Below are 19491 nucleotides of genomic sequence, written 5' to 3'. Positions count from 1 at the left end.
TCAGCCTTCCGCACGCACGTGTGCCCCGGCTTGGACATATTGGTGCTCCTGACGCAGCCACTGGGTGGGACTGGTCCCGGTGTACTGCTGGAAGTCACGCACCAGGTGGGATTGATCGGCGTAGCCGCAGGCGTGCGCCACCTGCGCGAGTGTCATCGACGGGCTCACCGCCACGTGTTGCACCACCATCCGCCGTGCCCGGGTGAACCGGATCAGCCGGGCGATCGCCTTGGGCGCCATGCCCACCTCCCGCTGGAAGAGTGTGGTCAGTTGGCGCTGGCTGAGCGCCACGTGCGCGGCCAGGTTGCGCATCGAACCGGCGCCCCGGGTGCGGGACATCCACCGCCAGGCTTCGCCCACCTCCGGGCGCACCTCTTCGGCCCGGCGCTCCTGCAACTGCTCACGCAGGTAATCGCCCACGACGGCGAAGGCCTGCGGTCCCAGCGGCATGTCCTGGAGCCGTCGGAGCGTCCGGGCGGCGCCCGGGCCGAGCACGTCGCTGCCTTCGAGTGCGAGCCGGTCCAGTTCCCGGGCCGGTACCCCCAGCAGCGAGCGGGCCGCCAGTGGATGCACGGCCATCTGGATGCCGGCCTGCTCACCGGGTTCGACGACGTAGGCGGGGTTGGTGTGCAGCCGGCTGATCAGCACCTGCGCACGCTCGGCGCCCGGCCCGGTGGCCTGCCCCGCACTCGCGCCGACCTCGATGGGGCCCCGGGTGGAGAAGATGAACGTCAACGACGGCGCCGGGATCCCCAGGTGGAGCCCGGGTTCGACCCCGGCATGGTGGTAGCCCACGGCACTGAGTACCCCCGGCGCCAGGGCGGCGACCGGTTCGTAGTGCAGCGAGGCCGATGTGCCCACGTGCCGATTATCCTGCGCCGTCAAGGGCGTCGACCAGCCCTGCTGCAGCCCGGCCCGCGGGGCGCTCCGCAGGGCAGTCCCGAGATCAGTTATCGACGACGCAGCACGGTGAGCACCACGCTCAACCCGGCGTAGTAGCCCAGGTAGACCACCGAGGCCACCACCGCCCAACCGGACGGATCGGGGTAGGTCGCCACGATCAGCGCGTACAGGCCCAGCCAGATCGCGGTGGCCACCATCGTCACCCGCCACAACACCTGGGTGCGGGAGGGGTAGAGATAGCAGATCGGGATGAACGCCGCAACGCTGAGCGTGATCAGGATCGCTGCCGTGGCGGCTGCGCTCAGGTCGAGCACCACGACGTAGAAGGCCACCACGTTCCAGTAACTGGGGAAGCCGCGGAAGTAGTGGTCGGGCGTCTTGGCGTCGGTGCGGCAGAACTGGTAGCAGGAGGCGAGCAGGACCACGGCCACCACCGCCCACCCGGCGGCTCCACCAGGTAGGTAGCCGGCCGACCAGAGCAGCACCATCGGGGCGAAGGCGTAGGTGAGGAAGTCCACGATGTTGTCCAACAGCGCACCGTCGAACCTGGGCAGCACCTGGGCCACCCGGAGGCGCCTGGCCATGAACCCGTCGGTACCGTCGATCACCATCGCGGCCAGGAACAGCCACAGCACCAGCTGGACCTGCCCGGCATAGGCGAAGTGCACCATGGCGAAGCCGAGCAGCGCGCCGATGGCGGTGAACAGGTGCACCGCCACGCCGGCCAGGCGCTGCGATGCCGAGGCCCTCTCGAGGGGGGTGGTGGCGGTGGTGTTCACCGGGCCACGGTACCCGGGGCGACCCAGCCGCAGCGCCACTTCGACGCACGCACCCGCCTCAGCCTGTCCTCGGCAGGACTGTCGGGTGAAAAGTCGTCGACGACGACCGGTCGCCCTGGCATGCTCGTGACGATGCGCAGCCAGTACTGGACCGAAGCGGCAGCCGCCGGGTACGACCACCCGGACTCTCCGATGTTCTCCGCCGAGGTGCTCGATCCCACCGTGGGCTTCCTGGCCGACTTGGCCGGTCGGACCGGCGGCGGGAGGGCCCTGGAGTTCGCCATCGGCACCGGGCGGGTGGCGGTCCCGCTGTGGCGGCGGGGACTCGAGGTGCACGGCATCGACACCTCCGAGCCGATGATCGCCCGGTTGCGCACCAAGGCCTCCGATCAGGACATTCCGGTGACCGTCGGGGACATGTCCACCACCCGGGTGTCCGGGGTGTTCGACCTGGTGTACCTGGTCTACAACACCATCTCCAACCTGCTCACCCAGGAGGCGCAGGTGGACTGTTTCCGCAATGCCGCGGCGCATCTACTCCCGGCGGTCACTTCGTGATCGAACTGGGCGTCCCACCGCTGCGGTGGCTGCCGCCGGGCGCGGCTGCGGTGCCGTTCGAGGTGACCGAGCGGCACGTAGGGCTGGACACCATCGACCCGCTCTCCCAACGGATGACCTCTCATCACTTCACCCAAGGTGACGACGGCAGGTATCGCTACGGTCCCAGCGAGCATCGCTACGCCTGGCCCGCCGAGTTGGATCTGATGGCCCGTCTGGCCGGCATGGAACTGGTCGAGCGCGTGGCCGACTTCCAACGCGCGCCGTTCACCGCCGAGTCCACCTCGCACGTCTCGGTCTGGCGCCGCCCCACCCCGTAGTGCGGGAACAGGGTCGCGCAGGCCTGCGGGCCAGGCGAGCGTGTACGCGCAGGCGAGCGGGCCAGGCGAGCGGGCCCAGGTGTGCGCGCAGCGTGCGTGCCACGTGCAGGCGTGCGGGCCGGGCATGCGCGCAAGGGACGAATCAGGCGCGCCGGGTGCGGCCCAGGCACAAAGGGCGCCATGATGGGCCCGTGCTGCCCGAGATCGTCCGCCCGGTGGACCTGTGTCTTCCCTCAGGTGCGCTCAACCCTGCCGCCCTGGGGTGGAGCCGACGCGCACTGCACCGGGCGAACCTGCGCACGGTGCCACTGAGTTCACGGGCAGCCACCTGGAGCCGCACAAAGCGGCGCGAGCACTGGGGCATCAACACCCCCGACCACCTCATCGCCCTGACAGTGAACTCCCTGAACTACGCCGCCGCCCACCAGGTGTGGATCCTGGACCGCAGCGACGGCACGGTGATCGAGGAGTCGGCGATCGTACCGCTGGCCCGCCACGTGGAACTGCCCGAAACCGCCTTCGGCGGACCGGTGCGCGCGCTCACCCGTGACCTGGCGATCGCGGTGGACACCGAGGACGGCAGCACCCGGCTACGGGCGAAGACTCCCCGGGTGCGGCTGGACCTGCACGTGCCCATGCCACCGGAGTCCCTGGGTGTGGTGATCCCGTGGAGCGATCGGCAGTTCCAGTACACGCTGAAGTCCTCGGCGCTGCCGGTCAGCGGCCGACTCGAGATCGATGACGCCGATACCACCGTCGGCCCTGAGGCCTGGGCCAATATCGATCACGGACGCGGCCGCTGGCCCTACGCCACCAATTACACCAGCGCGGTCGCGTCCGGCTCGGTCGCGGGGGTCCGCACCGGGCTGCACCTTGGCGGGTTGTGGACCGAGGGCACCGGCTCCACCGAGAACGCCTTGATCATCGACTCCCGCGTGCACTACCTGCCCGAGGAGACGGTCTGGGCCTTCGATGCCGACTCCCCCACCGGCACGTGGTCGATCGAGGGCGACCGGGTCGAGGCGACACTGGAACCCTTTCAGCACGGCTCCACCTCGACCAACCTGGGCATCGTGGCGACCACCACCACCGGGGTGTGCGGCACCTGGCGCGGGTGGGCGGCCGACGACGACGGGGGCCGCCATCGCCTCGACGGCCTGGTCGGGTGGGCGGAGTTCACCAGCAACCGCTGGTAGTGCCCTTCACCGGGTCAGCCGATACCGGGTCACGCGACGCCGACGCCTGCGTGGGCCGCCTCATCGGCCTCGACAGCGGCCTTCCACTCCGCCTTGGCGGCCCGCCAGGCCTCGTCGTCCAGCCCGCGGCGCCAGTATCCCGAGGCGGACAGGTCCTCCTTGGGCACATGCTTCTCGAAGCGTAGGTAGGAGCGGATCTCCCGCACGAACGTGGCGTCGCCGTGCACGAACGCGTGCACCCGGCCGGCGGGGAAGTCCAGGGACCGCACCACCTCGCACAACTCGATCCCCGGTGCCCGGGCAGAGGTCTCCCGGTGGATCCAGCGCACCTGCACGCCGGCGGGGATCGTGAGGCGCTGTTCCTCGGCGGCGTTGGCCACCTCGATGACTGCGTAGCCACGGGCGTCGGTCGGTAGCGCTTCACTCGCAGCGGCGATTGCCGGCAGCGCGCTCTCATCGCCGACGAGCAGGTGCCAGTCGGCGTGGGGGTCGGGCCGGTAGTCGCCGCCGGGTCCGAAGAACTGCACCTGGTCCCCGGGTTGGACCTGCACGGACCAGGGGCCGGCGATCCCCTTGTCGCCGTGCACCACCACATCAACGGTCATGAGGCCGCGCCCGGCATCCCAATGGCGGACGGTGTAGGTGCGCATCACGGGCCACAGCGCGGGCTCCAGGCCCTCCTTGACCTCATCGGGGTGGAACGGGGAGACCAGGCCGGATTCCGGGCGAGGCAACACGAGTTTGATGTAGGTATCGGTGTAGCCCGGGTACTCGACCGGCAGGGCCCCACCACCCGGAGCGCTGAGGACCACCCGCACCATCGAGGGGGTCAGTTGCTCCTTGCGAACAACCTCGGCATAGGTCAGGCGTCGCACGCGCGCCACAGAACACGTCCAATCATCCGGGGAATTAGATAAGGCAACCCTAACCTAATTCGCCGGGGACTGGGCGATGGGGGCCCGGTGGCCGCCGGCCGGTCAGGGCGCGGAGGCGGCCACCGCCGCGGATCGGCCTACTTGTCCGCCCACTTCTCGGCCATGGAACCGATGATCGGCAGTGTGAAGTGCACCAGGTTGTAGCCCCGGATCGCCAGCAGGATCCATACCGCCAGCACGGCCAGGCCCAGGAGCGGGAAGAGCACGAGAGTCACCAGCCCGAAGGGGCTGAAGATCATCGTCAGCGCGAGTTCCACGATCCACAGCACCGCCCAGGCCGCGAAGACCACGATGTTGAACAGGATCGACTGAGCAGCGTGGAACCTGACCTCGCGGTGACGCTGAGTCAGGTACATGATCAGCCCCCCGATCCAGGTGAAGTAGGCGAGCAGACCGCCGATCTTCGGGTCGAGGCTCTCGACGCCAGCGCCCGCCTGCCCGCCCGCCTGCGGCCCACCCGGGGGCGCCCCGTACTGCGGCCCACCCTGAGGCGCCCCGTACTGCGGCTGGCCCTGCCCGGGTGCACCGTCCTGGGGCCCGCCCTGTTCCGGGTGCTCGTGCTGGGGTATTCCCTGGGGCGGGACACCGTGCTGGGATACACCCTGCTCGGGCTGGTTCGCCGCAGACCGGTAATCGGACGTCGTCATCGATATCTCCTCTGGCTGTCAGACTGAGTGGCAGCAGGGCAGACCCCCGACGACCACGGCACTTGCGTGCAGGCCAGACAGCCTTGCGGAACCGGCTGTGGACGATCTGTGGGTCAGGTTTCAAGCGCGTCCATCAAGCGGTGGTCAGTTCCTTGTCGGTGACCGATCCACGGGGCACGTGCTTCTCCAGTGTGGGCTCGGAGCCACTGGCCCGCTGGGCGCGGTAGTAGTCACGTGCCTCCTCCTGACGCCTGCCCTCGGCATCGGTTCCGATCGGGGCGCCGATCATCTCCGGGCTGTACCCGAACGACTCCACCAGGTCGCCGGCATAGGCGCGCAACCGCGGCAGGAGGCGGTTGATGTAGGAGGTCACGGTGCGGGCCCCCGTTGGGTGGAGATGCGGCCGTTGAGCAGGTACCAGTCCAGGTTCTCCTCGATCAGCGTCAGGCCGAACAGATCACGCAACCAGGTCAGCACCTTCTTCGTGCCGGGGTCGGCGATCCCGGCCAACGCCTCAGTGAAGGCCTCCCACTGCAGAAGTTCACCGTGGGCACGGGCGGCCTGGATCAGTTCGTCCTGGTGGGCGTTGAACAGTTCGAACGCGGTGGCCGCATCGGCCTCACGGGTATCCTTCAACTCCATCGCCACCCGCTCCACGAGTGACTCCACGCGATCCTCCAGCAGTTCCCGCTGCATATCGGGGTCGCGCAGTTCGGTGGCCGAACGCGCCTTGGAACCCCAGTCCCGGATGGACTGCTGCACCCGGCGCAGCGGCGTGCGGTGCAAGGTCATGTCCGCAGCCTGATCGGCCACGTACCGCACTGCACCGGCCACATCCATCTTGGCCATCTCCCGGCCGAAGTCGGTGAGCAGGCGCTTACCCACCAGTTGCAGCAGCACGTTGTTGTCGCCCTCGAATGTCACGTAGACATCGAAATCCGCGTGCAGGCCGGTGAACCGGTTCTCCGCCATGTACCCGGCGCCGCCACAGGCCTCCCTGCTGGTCTGGATCACGTCCAGCGCCAGCCAGGTGGCCAAGGGCTTGGAGGCCGCAGCCAGGGTCTCCAGATCCTGCCGGTCGGCGTCGGTGTCGTGTTCCCCGGAGAAGACCCCGTGGTAACGGTCGGAGAGCTGGTGGTGCATGAACTGGGCGGCGTAGACCTTCGCCAGTCGTGGCAGTAGCCTGCGCTGGTGGCGCTGGTAGTCCATGAGCACCACTTCGTCGTGCTCATCCGGGCCGGTGAACTGGCGGCGCTGGTTGCCGTACCGCACCGCGGTGGCCAAGGAAATCTTCGCCGCCGTCAGCGCCGAACCGCCCAGCGAGACCCGCCCCTGCACCAAGGTGCCGAGCATGGTGAAGAACCGCCGGCCGGGGCTGCTGACCGAGGAGGTGTAGGTTCCGTCGGCGGCGACGTCGCCGTACCGATTCAACAGGTTCCGGCGCGGAACGCGCACCTGGTCAAAGGCCAGCATGCCGTTGTCCACCCCCAGCAGACCGCCCTTGTGCCCGTTGTCCCGGCCGCGCACCCCGGGCAGGAACTCACCGGCGGATCCGTCCTCGTTCCGGGTGCGCAACGGGACGTAGAAGGCGTGCACACCGTGATTGACGCCCTGGGTGATCAACTGTGCGAACACCACGCCGGCCACCCCGTGCAGGGCGGCGTTGCCGATGTAGTTCTTCCACGCCGCCTCGAACGGGGTGTGGATGATGAACTCCTCCGCCTGCTCGTCGTAGGTGGCCGTGGTGCTGATCGCGGCGACGTCGGAGCCGTGCCCGGTCTCGGTCATCGCGAAGCAACCCGGCACCTCCAGCTCCACGATGCCCGGCAGGAACGTGTCGTGGTGGTACTCGGTGCCCAGGTGCAGCACCGCGGAACCGAACAGACCCACACTGCACCCCGGCCTTGATCTGCAACGACGGGTCGTGCACGGCCAGTTCCTCGAAGCCGGCCACATTGCCCCCGGGCAGTGGCCGACTTCCGTCCGCCCCCGGGAAACCGCGCCGGGGCATGCCGATGTCCACCAGCGCTCGGCACTGCTCCAGAATGCGCTCGCGGTGCTCGGCCATGCTGAGACCGGGCACGCGGGCGAACCGTTCGTCGGTGTACAGATCCCGGATGGCGCGGCGCTGGGTCTTCCAGCGTCCATCCAGCAGATCCGCCAGCACCGCGGTATCGATGGTCACCTCGGGGCCGGTTCCATTGGTGCGTGAAGTGCGTGGCATCGAATTCTCCATAGGGTCAACGCCGGTCCGGGCGTCTGGGTCGGTGCGAGAGGTATGTCAGGGCTTGAACGGGCGGGGTGTCAGGGGCTTGAACGGGCGGTCAACGGGTGCGGGGCTGTAGGCGAGTGCACGGTAGGCGGGCTAGTTGGGCCTAGGGGCGCTGGGTCGGCCGGGTCGCCGGGCACGGTGGCGGTCCCGAGCCAGATCCAGTCGGCGACGAGATCGATGAGCACCTGCGGCTCCAACCGCTGCTCCGCATCCGCTGCGAGCCACTGCTCCCCGGTGCCGCGCACGAAGCCCACCACCCCGGCCGCCCACGGCACGGCGAACCGCAGGTCGGAGCCGGACTCGGCGAGAACCTGGCGCAGCAGGCGTGCGATATAACGCTGCACCTGAGCCATGAAGGTGGAGATCGTGCCGGCCTGCTCGATCTGGGTGACGAACCGGTACACGTTCGGCGACCTGGCGAGCATCGACACATACACCTCGATCATCGCCCGCAGCCGTTCCCGGGGCGACCCCCCACCCTCTGCCGCCGCACCGAACGCCTGGGCCATCTCGGCCAGCACCATCTCGCCGACCGCGGCCTGCAGGCCCGCCTTGTCCTTGAAGTAGCGGTACACGATGGACTTGGAGGTCCCCATGGCCCCGGCCATCTCATCCATCGACAGATCCGGACCCTGATGGTGCACCGCGCGGCGGGCCGACCGGCACAGATCATCATGGCGCCGGGCCCGATGGCTGTTCCAGCGCGTGGAACGACCGTCGCCCGCTGGCGGGGCGGCCGCAGAGGTGGTTACAGTGACGTCACTCACGCAACCGAGAGTATCAGGTACCGTGGGTACCGGACACATTCCGGACTCTGTCCACTCCACCACGCAGAGGAACTCATGGCAGACAAGCCCCGAACCAGCAACCGCGGCCAGAAGCAGACCTCCCCGGGCGCCGGCTCCGGCGCCGAGGCAGCCCCAGGCGCCGGCCGTCACCGCGCAGCGATCATCGGCGCCAACCGCATCCCGTTCGGCAAGGCCGGCGGCGCCTACGCCAGCGCCGGCAACCTGGACATGCTCACCGCAGCCCTGGACGGGCTGGTGGCCCGGTACCGCTTGCAGGGCGAACGCCTGGGCGACGTGGCCGGGGGGGCGGTGCTCAAGCACTCCCGCGACTTCAACCTCACCCGGGAAGCGGTGCTCGGCACCACGCTGTCCCCCCAGACCCCGGCCTTCGACCTGCAGCGCGCCTGCGCCACGTCCGTGGAGGCGGTCGCGGCGATCGCGAACAAGATCACCCTGGGCCAGATCACCTCCGGCATCGCCGCGGGCGTGGACTCCACCTCCGACGCCCCGATCGTGGTCAGCGACCGCCTGCGCAAGACGCTGCTGCGGCTGTCCCGGGCCAAAACGGTGCCGCAGCGGCTCAAACTCGTGGGACAGCTCCGCCCCAGCGACCTGGCCCCGGTGGCGCCGAACGTGAACGAACCGCGCACCGGGCTGTCCATGGGCGAGCACCAGGCGATCACCACCCGCCAGTGGAAGATCACCCGGGAGGCCCAGGACGCGATCGCGCTGGCCTCCCACCAGAACCTGGCCAAGGCGTACGAGGAGGGCTTCTTCGACGACCTGATCACCCCCTACCGCGGCCTGGTACGCGACCAGTCGCTGCGCGCGGACACCTCCGCGGACAAGCTCGCCGCCCTCAAGCCCGTGTTCGGCACCAAGGGTGAGCACGCCGCCGAGGCCTCGATGACCGCCGGCAACTCCACCCCGCTGTCCGACGGCGCCGCCGCGGTGCTGCTCGGCACACCGGAGTGGGCCGCCGAGCGCGGGCTGCCGGTGCTGGCGCACGTGATCGACGCCGAGACGGCCAGTGTGGACTTCGCCCACGGCGAGGACGGGCTGCTGATGGGCGGTGCCTACGCGGTACCGCGCCTGCTGCACCGCAACGGACTGAGCTTGGCGGACTTCGCCTTCGTGGAGATCCATGAGGCCTTCGCCTCCGTGGTGGCCACCACCAGCGCCGCTTGGGCCGATGAGGACTTCTGCACCTCCAAGGTCGGGGTGCCCAGCCCCGGCCAGGTGGATCCGGCCACGTTGAACGTGACCGGCTCCTCCCTCGCCGCCGGACACCCGTTCGCCGCCACCGGCGCCCGGATCGTGGGCAACCTGCCGCCCTGCTCGCCCAGCACCGCGAGGCCAACCCCGAGGGCCCGCCGGCTCGCGGCCTGATCTCGGTCTGCGCCGCCGGCGGGCAGGCCATGGCGATGATCCTGGAGGCAGCGTGAGCGACACCTACCTGAACCTGGTGAACTCCGGACTCACCAAGAAGATCGCCAAGCAGTTCGGCCTGCCCCGCCCGGCCAGGTTGCGTCGCACCGACCCGAAGTCGATCGACGCCCCGCTGGTCACCGGACCGGTGGTGGTGCTGGGCACCGGAGCCGACGCCGACACCCTGGCCACCACCCTGCTGGACTGGGAACTGGATGTGCGCCGGACCATGCGCGGCGGCCGCGTCGGAGCCCTGGTGCTGATGCTCACCGAACTGACCGCACCCGAAGACGCCGCCGAGGTGGTGGACCAGGCAGGTCCGCTGATGAAAGCCCTGGGGCCCTCGGGCCGGGTGGTGGTGCTCACTCGGGCAGCCACCGAGCAGGACTCCCCCGCCCGCGCGGCCGCCCTGGCCGGGGTCGAGGGTCTGTGGCGCTCGGTGGCCAAGGAAGTGCGCTACGGAGCCACCGCCAACGCCGTCGTGCTGCGCGATGGGGTGGGTGTGGACGCACCCGCCGCGCTCGGAGCGGTGCGGTTCCTGCTCTCGGCGCGCTCGGCGTTCGTCTCCGGCCAGGGCCTCCAGGTGAGCAGCGACGCCGGGACGCTCCCGGCCGACTGGACGAAGCCGCTGGCCGGCAAGGTCGCGGTGGTCACCGGCGCGGCACGCGGGATCGGGGCGCAGATCGCCCGGGTACTGCACCGTGAGGGCGCCCAGGTGGTCGGGGTGGACGTCCCCGCCGCCGGGGAGAGCCTGGCCTCGGTGATGAACGAGGTCGGGGGCACCGCCATCCAGGCCGACATCACCGACGAGACGACCCCGGCCCGGCTGATCGAGCGGGTACGTGAGCGCTACGGACGCCTGGACGTGCTGGTGCACAACGCCGGCATCACCCGGGACAACTGCTGGCGAACATGACCCCGGACCGCTGGCGGTCGGTGGTGGCGGTGAACCTGCGCGCGCAGGCGCAGATGAACGAGGCCCTGCTTGCCACCCCGGACCTGTCACCCGATGGCCTGCGGATCATCTCCCTGGCCTCCACCTCCGGGATCGCCGGGAACCGCGGGCAGAGCAACTACGCCTTCACCAAGGCCGGGGTGATCGGGATGACCCGGTCCCTGGCGCCGCTGCTGGCCGAGCACTCCGGCACCGCCAACGCGGTGGCCCCGGGCTTCATCGAGACCGAGATGACCGCGCGCATTCCCGCGCTGCAGCGCCAGGTCGCCAGACGGTTGAACTCCCTGCAACAGGGCGGAAAGCCGGTCGACGTGGCCGAGGCCGTGTCCTTCCTGGCCTCGCCCCAGTCCGCCGGCATCAACGGCCAGACGCTGCGGGTGTGCGGACAGCACCTGATGGGGGCCTGATGCGCGAGCAGGTGCTGGACCAGGTGCCCTCGCCCTCGCTGGGGTCGTTGTACGCCCGTGCCCTGGGGCGTACCGCCCGGGCCGCGGCGCCGGGAATGCTCTCCGGCGGCCCCTCGCCCACCACGCTGCCCCAGGTCTGCTACACGGTGCCGCGGGTGCCGGTGGACCACGCACACCTGGCCGAGTACCAGCACCTGCTCGGGGAGGCAGGCACCGACGAACTGCCGGCCGGATACGTGCACGTGCTCGGCTTCCCGCTCGCGATGAACCTGATGGTGCGCGCGGACTTCCCGCTGCCGGTACTGGGCATGGTGCACGTGGCCAACAGGGTGGAGCAGTTCCACCCGCTGAGCACCACCGACACGCTGCGGGTGCAGGCCCGCGCGCAGGGGTTGCGCGCGCACCGCTCCGGCACCCAGGTGGACCTAGTAGTGGAGGTGGCTGCCCAGGAGGGCCCGGAAGTGGCCTGGCGCGGGGTCTCGACCTACCTGGCCAAGGGCACCACGTTGCCCGGTCTGGCGCTGGCCGAACCGGTGAAGGCCGGCCAGGATGGCTCCACCGGCTCTGGCGAGGCGGTCGACGACGGCGACTCCGGCGCCGCCGGCAGCGGACACTCCCGTGGTGGTGCCGGTGGGAACGACGCCGGCGGCCGGGGCGTGCTGCCCGAGGCCACCGCGGTATGGCGCCTGACGCCCAGGACCGGACGGCGCTATGCCGCGGTCTCCGGGGACCGCAACCCGATCCACATGTCCGCCCTGAGCGCCAGGGCCTTCGGTTTCCCGCGGGCCATCGCGCACGGGATGTACACCGCGGCGCGGGCACTGGCGGCGGTCGGCCCGGCCCGCGGGCCGGCGTTCACCTGGCAGATCGACTTCGCCAAGCCGGTGCTGCTGCCCTCGACGGTCTCCTTCGGGCAGGCCCGAACCGATTCCGGTACCTACACCTACGCCGGCTGGAAGGCCGGCAGCGACCGGGTCCACTTCACCGGATCGGTCCGGCCGCTTCCCTGAGGGGGCCCCGGCAGCGGATCGGGCAGGTCCTCCCGCTCCCGCTGCCACCCGGGCCCAGCTGAAACACCGGGGCCCGGTTGCCGCATCCGGGCCCCGCTGCAACACCCGGGCGGGACGTGACCCGGTGCGGGAGTGCCCGCGCATGCGCCACGGCCCCGCTGCAACACCCGGGCGGGACGTGACACAGGCAAGGCATCGACCACTGTTCCTGAACGGAAGGGCCACCGATGCACCGCTTTCCCGGCCGCGCCGTCGCGGCACTGTTCGCGCTCGTCGCGCTCACCCTGACCGCCTGCGACACCGCAGGTGGGGCGGCGGGCCCCGACCCCGCGGCCGACGGCGACTGGATCTTGGTCTCCGGTCACGGCCCCGACGGTGAGATCGAGGTGGTCTCCGGCCACGAACCCACGCTGACCGTCGACGGCTTCGAGGTCTCCGGCCACGGCGGCTGCAACCACTTCGGAACAGCCACCGCCGAGGGCGAGGAGGACCAGCAGCCCGATCAGTGGCCCACCGAGTTCGTCAGCACCATGATGGCGTGCGATCCGCCCGAGGTGATGGACCAGGAGTCACAGCTCCTGACCGCCATGCGGCAGATCCAGGACGTGCAGGCCGACGGCGATGAACTGGTTCTGACCGGGCCGGACACCGAACTCCGGTTCGAGCGCGTCTGACCCTCTTCTCGGCGCGGACCACCGCGCGGACTTCCGGGGTTGCGGAGTAGCCGATGCCCGCGAGCGCGGAGTAGCGGATGCCCGGGGACCGGCACCCGGGGAGCAAACGACGGCAAATCCGGCCACGGCCGGCCGGACCGCGGGCGAGAATAGGTGGACCTGAGCCAGCCAACGACAAGGGAACCCCGTGCGAATCGTCGACGTCCGCGAGCGGACCTTTCCGATCTCCTCACCGATCCGCAACGCCTTTATCGACTTCTCCACGATGACGTTGAGTCTGGTCGCGGTCATCACCGACGTGATGCGCGAGGGCAAGCCGGTGGTGGGCTTCGGCTTCAACTCCAACGGCCGCTACGGCCAGGGCGCCCTTCTGGGCGAGCGATTCATCCCCCGGTTGCAGGCCGCCGACCCAGTCGACCTGGTGGACGAGGCAGGGACGAACCTCGATCCGCACAAGATCTGGAAGATCCTGATGGCCAACGAGAAGCCCGGCGGGCACGGCGAACGCTCCGTTGCGGTGGGCACCCTGGACATGGCCGTCTGGGACGCCGTGGCCAAGATCGCCGAACGGCCGCTGTACGACCTGCTCGCCCAGCGCTACGGCAACGGCACCGCCGACCGGGAGGTATTCGTCTACGCCGCGGGCGGCTACTACTACCCGGACAAGGACACCACCGCCCTGGCCGAGGAGATGCGCTCCTACCTCGACCGTGGCTACACCGTGGTGAAGATGAAGATCGGTGGGGCGAGCCTGGATGAGGACCTACGCCGCATCGAGGCTGCGAGCGAGGTGCTGGGCCCTGGGCAGCGACTGGCCGTCGATGCCAACGGACGCTTCGACACTCGCACCGCCTTGGCCTACGCACGGGCAATGGCCGACTTCGACCTGTTCTGGTTCGAGGAAGCCGGCGACCCGTTGGACTACGCCCTGCAGTCGGAGTTGGCGAAGGACTACTCCGGCCCACTGGCCACCGGCGAGAACCTCTTTTCCGTGCAGGATGCCCGGAACCTGATCCGATACGGCGGGATGCGACCCGACCTCGACTGGCTGCAGTTCGACTGCGCGCTGTCCTACGGACTGGTGGAGTACCTGCGCATCCTGGACATGCTGGGCGAGCACGGCTGGTCGCCGTCCCGGTGCATCCCCCACGGGGGGCACCAGATGTCCCTGAACATCGCGGCCGGGCTCGGGCTGGGCGGGAACGAGGCCTACCCCGACCTCTTTCAACCCTTCGGCGGGTTCCCCGACGGGATCGAGGTCACCGACGGTCATGTCACCTTGCCGGAACTGCCCGGCATCGGTTTCGAGGGCAAGTCGGACCTGGCCACGGTGATGGCGGACCTGGCGCGCTGAGCGTCCGAGTCCGAGTGTCCGGGTCTCCTACCGCGGCCCCGGGTCCGGGCCGTCGTGGCCCGGGCCCCCGTGGTCCGGGCCGTCGGAGGGCTCGCCTCCTTCCGGGTGTTCCAGGGTCTCGCGGGCGAACAACCAGCCCAGGCCGGCCAGCAGCATGATCATCCCGGAGACACCGAACGCCGCACCGAAGCCGAACTGGTCCGCGAGCGCCCCGGCCAGCACCGGCCCGATGATCGCGCCGGTGTCCATGGCCATCTGGAAGCCCGCCAGCACCTTGCCTCCGGACCGCTGGTTCCCGATGATGTCGGCGATCGCGGCCTGCTGGGCCGGATTGAGCAGGCCGGCGCCCACTCCGGCCAGTGCCGAGACGGCGAGCACCACCAGAAGGTTGTCCGAGAGCCCCAGCACCGCGGTGAATGCCCCGCTCACGGCGATACCGGTGAGGATCAGGGGTTTGCGGCCCCGAACGTCGGCCTGCCTGCCTGCGATGTTCAGCGCCACCGCGTTCCCGGCCGCGAACACCGCCAGCGCCAGCCCGGCTGCCCAGGGCCCGGCCTCCAGGGCGGCGGCGGCGAACAGCGGCAGCAGCGCCACCCGCACCCCGAAGTTCGCCCAGCCGTTGGCGAATCCGGATGCGAGCGCGGCCCGGTAGGCGCTGTCCCGGATCGCCTCGCCGAACTGCATCGGCGGGCTGGCATCGCGGGAGCGGGCCGAGCCGGTCCCGGTGGCCGGGAGCAGCCGCCACACCACGACCACCGCGAACATCAGCATCACCGCGTACACCACGAACGGCACGCGCAGCCCGAACTCGGCGAGGAAGCCGCCGATCACCGGGCCCCCGATATTGCCGAGCAGGAAGGCCGTGGCGTAGGTGGAGGAGGCACGTCCGCGTGCGGTGGGCGGGGCCAGCCGCACGATCAACCCCATCGCCGAGACGGTGAACATCGTGGAACCGATGCCACCCAGGCCACGGAAGATGAGCAACTGGGTGTAGTTCTGCGCGAAGGCGGTCAGCAGGCTGGAGATCGCCACGATGACCAGCCCGGCCATGTAGATACGCCGTTCCCCCAGCTTCGTGATGAGCGCGCCTCCGGCAGGGGCGAACAGCAACCGGGCCAGGGAGAACACGCTGACCACGAAGGACGCCGCAGCCACGGACACATCGAAGGACCGGGCGAATTGTGGCAGCACCGGGGCCACCAGGCCGTAGCCCAACGCAATGAGCAACGCCGCGCCGGCCAGGACCCAGATCTCCCTGGGCAGCCGGGGGCGGTGCAAGGACGCCTCTGACATACCTCCGCCAGTATCACCCACTTCCCGGCCGCGGCGTCACCGCCCCCAAGACCAGGTCGCGGGCACAGCGCCTCAGCGGCTCCGCAGTGCCGGCAGCAACTCCTGCTCGGCCAGTTCCAGGAAGGGTTGCTGGTCCTGGGCCACGTGGTGCAGATAGATCCGGTCGAAGCCCAGGTCCTCGTAGGCACGCAGACGCTCCACCAGGTCCGGTACCGAGTCGGTGATGATCACGCCACCGGCGATCTCCTCATCCGGAACGTGCTCCCCCGCCATGTCGAGGTATTCCGGGATGGGCAGGTCATGCTGCAACGGCACCGGCAGGGCATGATTTCGCCACTGGTCCCGGGCGATCCGGCGGGCTTGCACCATGGACTCAGCGATGCACACGTGCACCTGCACCGACAACGGCCCCAGGCCACCGGCACCGCGGTAGGCGTCGATGATCTGCCGCACCGAGTCGGCGTCATCATTGATCGTGATGAGCCCATCGGCCCAGCCGGCCCCGCGGGCGGCGGTGCCGGGGCTGAGCGCCGGGGCGATCAGGTCCGGCGGGGTGTCGGGCAGGGAGTAGATTCGCGCACGGTCGACGACGACGTGCCCGCTGTGGGTGACCTCCTCACCTTCGTGCAGGGCCCGGATGATGCCGACGCACTCTTCCAGCCGCTGCTGGCGGTGGTCCTTCCCGGGCCAGGCCTCGCCGGTGATGTGCTCGTTCATGTTCTGTCCGGTGCCGAGCGCCACCCAGAACCTGCCGGGGAACATCTGGGCCAGGGTGGCGCTGGCCTGGGCGATGATCGCGGGGTGGTAACGCTGTCCGGGTGCACAGACGGTGCCGAAGTCGAAGTCGGTGGTCGCCAGCGCCGCTCCCAGCCACGCCCAGGCGAATCCGGAGTGATGCTGGCGCACCGACCAGGGCGCGAAGTGGTCCGAACACATCGCCATCTCGAATCCGGCCCGCTCGGCCCGCTGCACGTCCCGGAGCAACTGGGCCGGGGAGATCTGCTCGTGCGAGGCGTGGAATCCGTACGCGGTCGTCATCGGTCCTCCGCGGCGGCCTGGATCGCGTCGGCGGCCCGGATCAGGCCCATATGGCTGAATGCCTGGGGGAAGTTGCCGGCCTGGCGCCCGGTTTCGGGGTCGTACTGCTCAGCGAGCAGACCCAGATCGCTGGCCTGGGCCACCATGTGGTCCATCACCTCCCGAGCGCGGTCAGCCGCCCGGAGTTGGCGTACTGCTCCACCAGCCAGAAGGTGCACATCACGAACGGGTACTCCTCGCCCTCGAGCCCGTCCATCCCCGCCTCGGTCCGGTACCGGTACACCAGGCCCTCGGAGGTGACCAGATCCTGTTCGATCCGCTCGACCGTGCCGAGCATGCGTGGGTCGTCGTAGGCGAGGTACCCGGTGTGGGGCAGTTGCAGTAGGGAGGCGTCCACCTCGGTGTTGTCATAGGTCTGGGTGTAGGCGTTCAACTCGGCGTCGAAGCCGTGCTCCTCGATCTCATCCGCCAACCGATCACGCAGGTCGCGCCACCGCTCGGCGGGCCCGTCGTACCCGTGCTCCTCCACCGCGCGCAGGCCACGGTCGAACGCCGCCCACATCATCGCGCGCCCGTGAGTGAAGTAGTGGGTGTCCCCGCGCATCTCCCAGATGCCGTGGTCCTGCCGGTCGAAGTTGGCCTCGCAATAGGCCAGCAGGCTCTTCTGCAGGCCCCAGGTGTACTCATTCTCGGCCACGCCGGCTTCGCGCAGTTCGTGCAGTGCGATCATCACCTCGCCCACCACGTCCGCCTGGTACTGGTCCGCTGCCCCGTTACCCACGCGCACCGGGCGGGAGTTCTCGTATCCGTCCAGGTGCTCCAACTCGGTCTCGGTCAGTTCGCGTTCCCCGCCCAGCCCATACATGATCTTGACCTCATCGGCGTCCCCGGCGACCGCGCGCAGCAACCAGTCCCGCCACAACGTGGCACCTCGGGTCAAGCCGTGCGCGATCGCGACCTCGATGGTCAGGGCGGCGTCGCGCAACCAGGTGTAGCGGTAGTCCCAGTTGCGCCCGCCACCGAAGTACTCCGGCAACGAGGCGGTGGGGGCCGCGACGATCCCGCCGGTGTCCAGGTGGGTCAGCGCCCGCAGCACCAGCAGCGAACGCAGCACCAGGTCCTGGTGGTCTGAGTCCACCTGCAAGTGGCTGGCCCAGTCCGTCCAGAACCGCACGGTGCTGGCCAGGGCCCGGTCGGCATCGGGTGGCTCCGGCACGTCCCGATAGGAACTGAACCAGGTCAGGTCCCAGTCCAGTACGTCCCCGGCGTCCAGGTTGAACGATCCGACCAGTCGTGGGGCGCGCCGGCCCTCCGCCGGCTGCGTGCCGGGGTGCTCCGCTACCGACGCGGCACTGCCGTCGTCGTCCTCCCCGCCGCCGTCGCCGTTGCCGGGCCAGTGCAGCATCGGGCCGGTGATCAGGATCGCGTCCGGCCCTGCCAGGGCCAGCAGGCAACGCTCCTGGCCGTCCCGCTCGATCTCCCTGGTCCAGGGCGTGGCGCGGGCGTAGTCGAACCGCAGGCGCAGGTCGTGCTCCACCCGGACCTGCCCCTCCAGACACTCCACCCGGCGCACCAGGTCACCCTGGGAGGTGCTGGGCGGGAGGAAGTCGGTGACCCGGACACGCCCGGTCCGGCTGCGCCACACGGTCTCCAGGACGAACGTCTGCGGCAGGTATCGCCGCTCGACCACCTCCCCGTCCGGCACCGAGAGCTTCCAACGACCGTCCTCGGCATCGCCCAGGATGGCCGAGAACACCGCCGGGGAGTCGAACCTGGGCAGGCACAGCCAGTCGATGCTGCCGTCCCGGGACACCAGCGGTCCGGTGCGCAGATCGGACAGGAGGGCGTAGTGCTCAAGGGGCGTGCTCATCGCTTCGTTCCTACCGCAGTCGGGGCGGTCGCGCATGTGCAACCGACCACCCGCCCGGACGGGCAGGCGCACGCCCAGCGCTTGCGAACCACCGTCGGTGTGCTTACCCTGCCACCACGGCATCGCTCGAGGACGTGCGATCCCCACCCCAGACCCCGGTGGACCTACTGACCTATCAGGCAGCGGACTACCGGAGGCGTGGCATGGGAGTAGCGACCAGCAGGATCGGCAGTTCCACGTTCACCGACCGGATCCATCGGGAGTTCGACGCCTACGGCGCCGAGCACGTCGGACTCATCTACGCCTCCGCCGACTTCAGCGCCGAACGCGTTCCGCGGCAGGTCGTCGCCGTGACCGTACGCGACATCGCGCAGCGGCTGCGCGCGGACATCCCTGAGTGCGGATGGATCGACGTGCACGACGAACGCGTCCGGCTGCTGGTGCGGGGCTCGACGACGGACCTGATCCGCTACACCGAGCGAACGCATCGTTGCTTGAGCCGGATCCGCCACATGGAGGGTTCGGCCCCCTTTACCGTCCAGGTCACCCTGGCTATCGCCGCTCCCGGCGAGCAACCCGAGGCACTGATTCACCGGGCGCTCGGCACCCTGGACGTCGTGCAGGTGATCCGGTGAGCCAGGAGCACGGGGCGATCGAACTGACGGTGACCGGGTCCGGGCACGCAACCATCCGGCTGCGAGGTGACCTGGATTGTCTGGTGGCCGACCAGGGTCACGAGGTCCTCATGGCGAATGCCTGTCGACTACTGGTTGAGGTCGATGCCAGCGACATGCGGTTCATCGACGCGTGCGGCCTGACCGCGGTGCTCCGCCTCGTGGAGACGTCCCGGTCCCGGCCGCGCTTGACCGACCCTCCTGCGACCCTTCGATTCCTGCTGGACGTGGCGCAGCGGTGGGACTTGTTCGAACCGATGCCACGGTGAGCCAGCCGCCTCATCGGGGCACGTGCAGCGGTGGGTGCTAATGTGGTACCTGAGTTATCGATGGGTCATCGCAGCCCGAACCTTCGCGCATCAAGCCCGGACGGTACTGCACCGTGCCCCC

15 protein-coding genes and 4 pseudogenes are annotated in these 19491 nt (G+C 69.8%); 10 read left to right on the top strand and 9 right to left on the bottom strand.

Going from position 1 to position 19491, the window contains the following annotated elements; translation table 11 throughout:
- Together ACRRRO_RS08955 and ACRRRO_RS08950 are read right to left on the bottom strand one after the other, a co-directional pair.
- The gene (locus ACRRRO_RS08955; RefSeq protein WP_424795385.1) at positions 1-861 is read right to left on the bottom strand and encodes a helix-turn-helix domain-containing protein; all 861 of its coding nucleotides are present in this window, start codon (positions 859-861) and stop codon (positions 1-3) included.
- Positions 862-950: 89 nt separating this feature from the next.
- Positions 951-1682: a CDP-alcohol phosphatidyltransferase family protein gene (locus tag ACRRRO_RS08950; protein ID WP_424795386.1), complete on the bottom strand. Its 732-nt coding sequence runs from the start codon at positions 1680-1682 to the stop codon at positions 951-953.
- 132 nt (positions 1683-1814) lie between these two features.
- On the opposite strand from ACRRRO_RS08950, the gene ACRRRO_RS08945 reads away from it, so the two are divergent.
- The 3 genes from ACRRRO_RS08945 (at position 1815) to ACRRRO_RS08935 (ending at position 3756) form a co-directional block, all read left to right on the top strand.
- Positions 1815-2240: a class I SAM-dependent methyltransferase gene (locus ACRRRO_RS08945; RefSeq protein ID WP_434081407.1), complete on the top strand. Its 426-nt coding sequence runs from the start codon at positions 1815-1817 to the stop codon at positions 2238-2240.
- Positions 2237-2560, top strand: coding sequence for a hypothetical protein (locus ACRRRO_RS08940; RefSeq protein WP_434081406.1), 324 nt, complete (start codon positions 2237-2239; stop codon positions 2558-2560). Before ACRRRO_RS08945 ends, ACRRRO_RS08940 begins: the two co-directional genes overlap by 4 nt.
- Positions 2561-2751: 191 nt before the next feature.
- Positions 2752-3756, top strand: coding sequence for a DUF2804 domain-containing protein (locus tag ACRRRO_RS08935; RefSeq protein ID WP_424795388.1), 1005 nt, complete (start codon positions 2752-2754; stop codon positions 3754-3756).
- Between the two features lie 29 nt (positions 3757-3785).
- Here the strand turns inward: ACRRRO_RS08935 and ACRRRO_RS08930 are convergent, their stop codons facing one another.
- From ACRRRO_RS08930 to ACRRRO_RS08915, 4 genes and pseudogenes are all read right to left on the bottom strand, one after another.
- Complete coding sequence (locus tag ACRRRO_RS08930; protein ID WP_434081405.1) at positions 3786-4640, bottom strand: siderophore-interacting protein; 855 nt, start codon at positions 4638-4640, stop codon at positions 3786-3788.
- A 128-nt stretch (positions 4641-4768) separates the two neighbouring features.
- On the bottom strand, positions 4769-5338 hold the full coding sequence (locus tag ACRRRO_RS08925; protein ID WP_424795390.1) for a DUF4870 domain-containing protein: 570 nt from the start codon (positions 5336-5338) through the stop codon (positions 4769-4771).
- Positions 5339-5471: 133 nt separating this feature from the next.
- Positions 5472-7574 (bottom strand): annotated as a pseudogene (locus ACRRRO_RS08920) (acyl-CoA dehydrogenase family protein).
- Positions 7575-7642: 68 nt separating this feature from the next.
- Positions 7643-8377 (bottom strand): TetR/AcrR family transcriptional regulator, encoded by a 735-nt coding sequence (locus ACRRRO_RS08915; RefSeq protein ID WP_434081404.1) that lies wholly within the window; start codon positions 8375-8377, stop codon positions 7643-7645.
- 75 nt (positions 8378-8452) lie between these two features.
- Between ACRRRO_RS08915 and ACRRRO_RS08910 the strand changes: the two are divergent.
- From ACRRRO_RS08910 to ACRRRO_RS08890, 5 genes and pseudogenes are all read left to right on the top strand, one after another.
- Positions 8453-9843: pseudogene (locus ACRRRO_RS08910) on the top strand (acetyl-CoA C-acetyltransferase).
- Positions 9840-11188: pseudogene (locus ACRRRO_RS08905) on the top strand (3-oxoacyl-ACP reductase). Before ACRRRO_RS08910 ends, ACRRRO_RS08905 begins: the two co-directional pseudogenes overlap by 4 nt.
- A complete protein-coding gene (locus ACRRRO_RS08900; protein WP_434081403.1) occupies positions 11161-12198 on the top strand; it encodes a MaoC/PaaZ C-terminal domain-containing protein in 1038 nt (345 codons plus the stop codon). The pseudogene ACRRRO_RS08905 and the gene ACRRRO_RS08900 overlap by 28 nt, the downstream one beginning before the upstream one ends.
- Positions 12199-12425: 227 nt before the next feature.
- Entirely contained in the window at positions 12426-12872 is a 447-nt protein-coding gene (locus ACRRRO_RS08895) for an META domain-containing protein (protein WP_424795396.1), read from the top strand.
- A gap of 187 nt (positions 12873-13059) precedes the next feature.
- Positions 13060-14226 (top strand): mandelate racemase/muconate lactonizing enzyme family protein, encoded by a 1167-nt coding sequence (locus ACRRRO_RS08890; protein WP_424795397.1) that lies wholly within the window; start codon positions 13060-13062, stop codon positions 14224-14226.
- 27 nt (positions 14227-14253) lie between these two features.
- Here ACRRRO_RS08890 and ACRRRO_RS08885 read toward each other — a convergent pair whose 3' ends face one another.
- The 3 genes and pseudogenes from ACRRRO_RS08885 to ACRRRO_RS08875 all read right to left on the bottom strand — a co-directional run bounded on the left by ACRRRO_RS08885 (position 14254) and on the right by ACRRRO_RS08875 (position 18427).
- Positions 14254-15519 (bottom strand): MFS transporter, encoded by a 1266-nt coding sequence (locus ACRRRO_RS08885; RefSeq protein WP_424795398.1) that lies wholly within the window; start codon positions 15517-15519, stop codon positions 14254-14256.
- Between the two features lie 72 nt (positions 15520-15591).
- Positions 15592-16557, bottom strand: a complete 966-nt coding sequence (locus ACRRRO_RS08880) for a TIGR03885 family FMN-dependent LLM class oxidoreductase (protein WP_424795399.1) — start codon at positions 16555-16557, stop codon at positions 15592-15594.
- Positions 16554-18427: pseudogene (locus ACRRRO_RS08875) on the bottom strand (glycoside hydrolase family 15 protein). The gene ACRRRO_RS08880 and the pseudogene ACRRRO_RS08875 overlap by 4 nt, the downstream one beginning before the upstream one ends.
- Positions 18428-18561: 134 nt before the next feature.
- Between ACRRRO_RS08875 and ACRRRO_RS08870 the strand changes: the two are divergent.
- Positions 18562-19062, top strand: coding sequence for a hypothetical protein (locus ACRRRO_RS08870; RefSeq protein WP_434081402.1), 501 nt, complete (start codon positions 18562-18564; stop codon positions 19060-19062).
- Positions 19059-19370 (top strand): hypothetical protein, encoded by a 312-nt coding sequence (locus ACRRRO_RS08865; protein ID WP_424795402.1) that lies wholly within the window; start codon positions 19059-19061, stop codon positions 19368-19370. Before ACRRRO_RS08870 ends, ACRRRO_RS08865 begins: the two co-directional genes overlap by 4 nt.
- Positions 19371-19491: the final 121 nt, after the last annotated feature.

Origin of the sequence: Sanguibacter sp. Z1732, assembly GCF_051020515.1 — a bacterium.
Taxonomy (GTDB): Bacteria; Actinomycetota; Actinomycetes; order Actinomycetales; family Beutenbergiaceae; genus CALKWS01.
The sequence above is the reverse complement of the archived record's forward strand: the minus strand, read 5'-3'. Positions and strand labels throughout refer to the sequence as shown.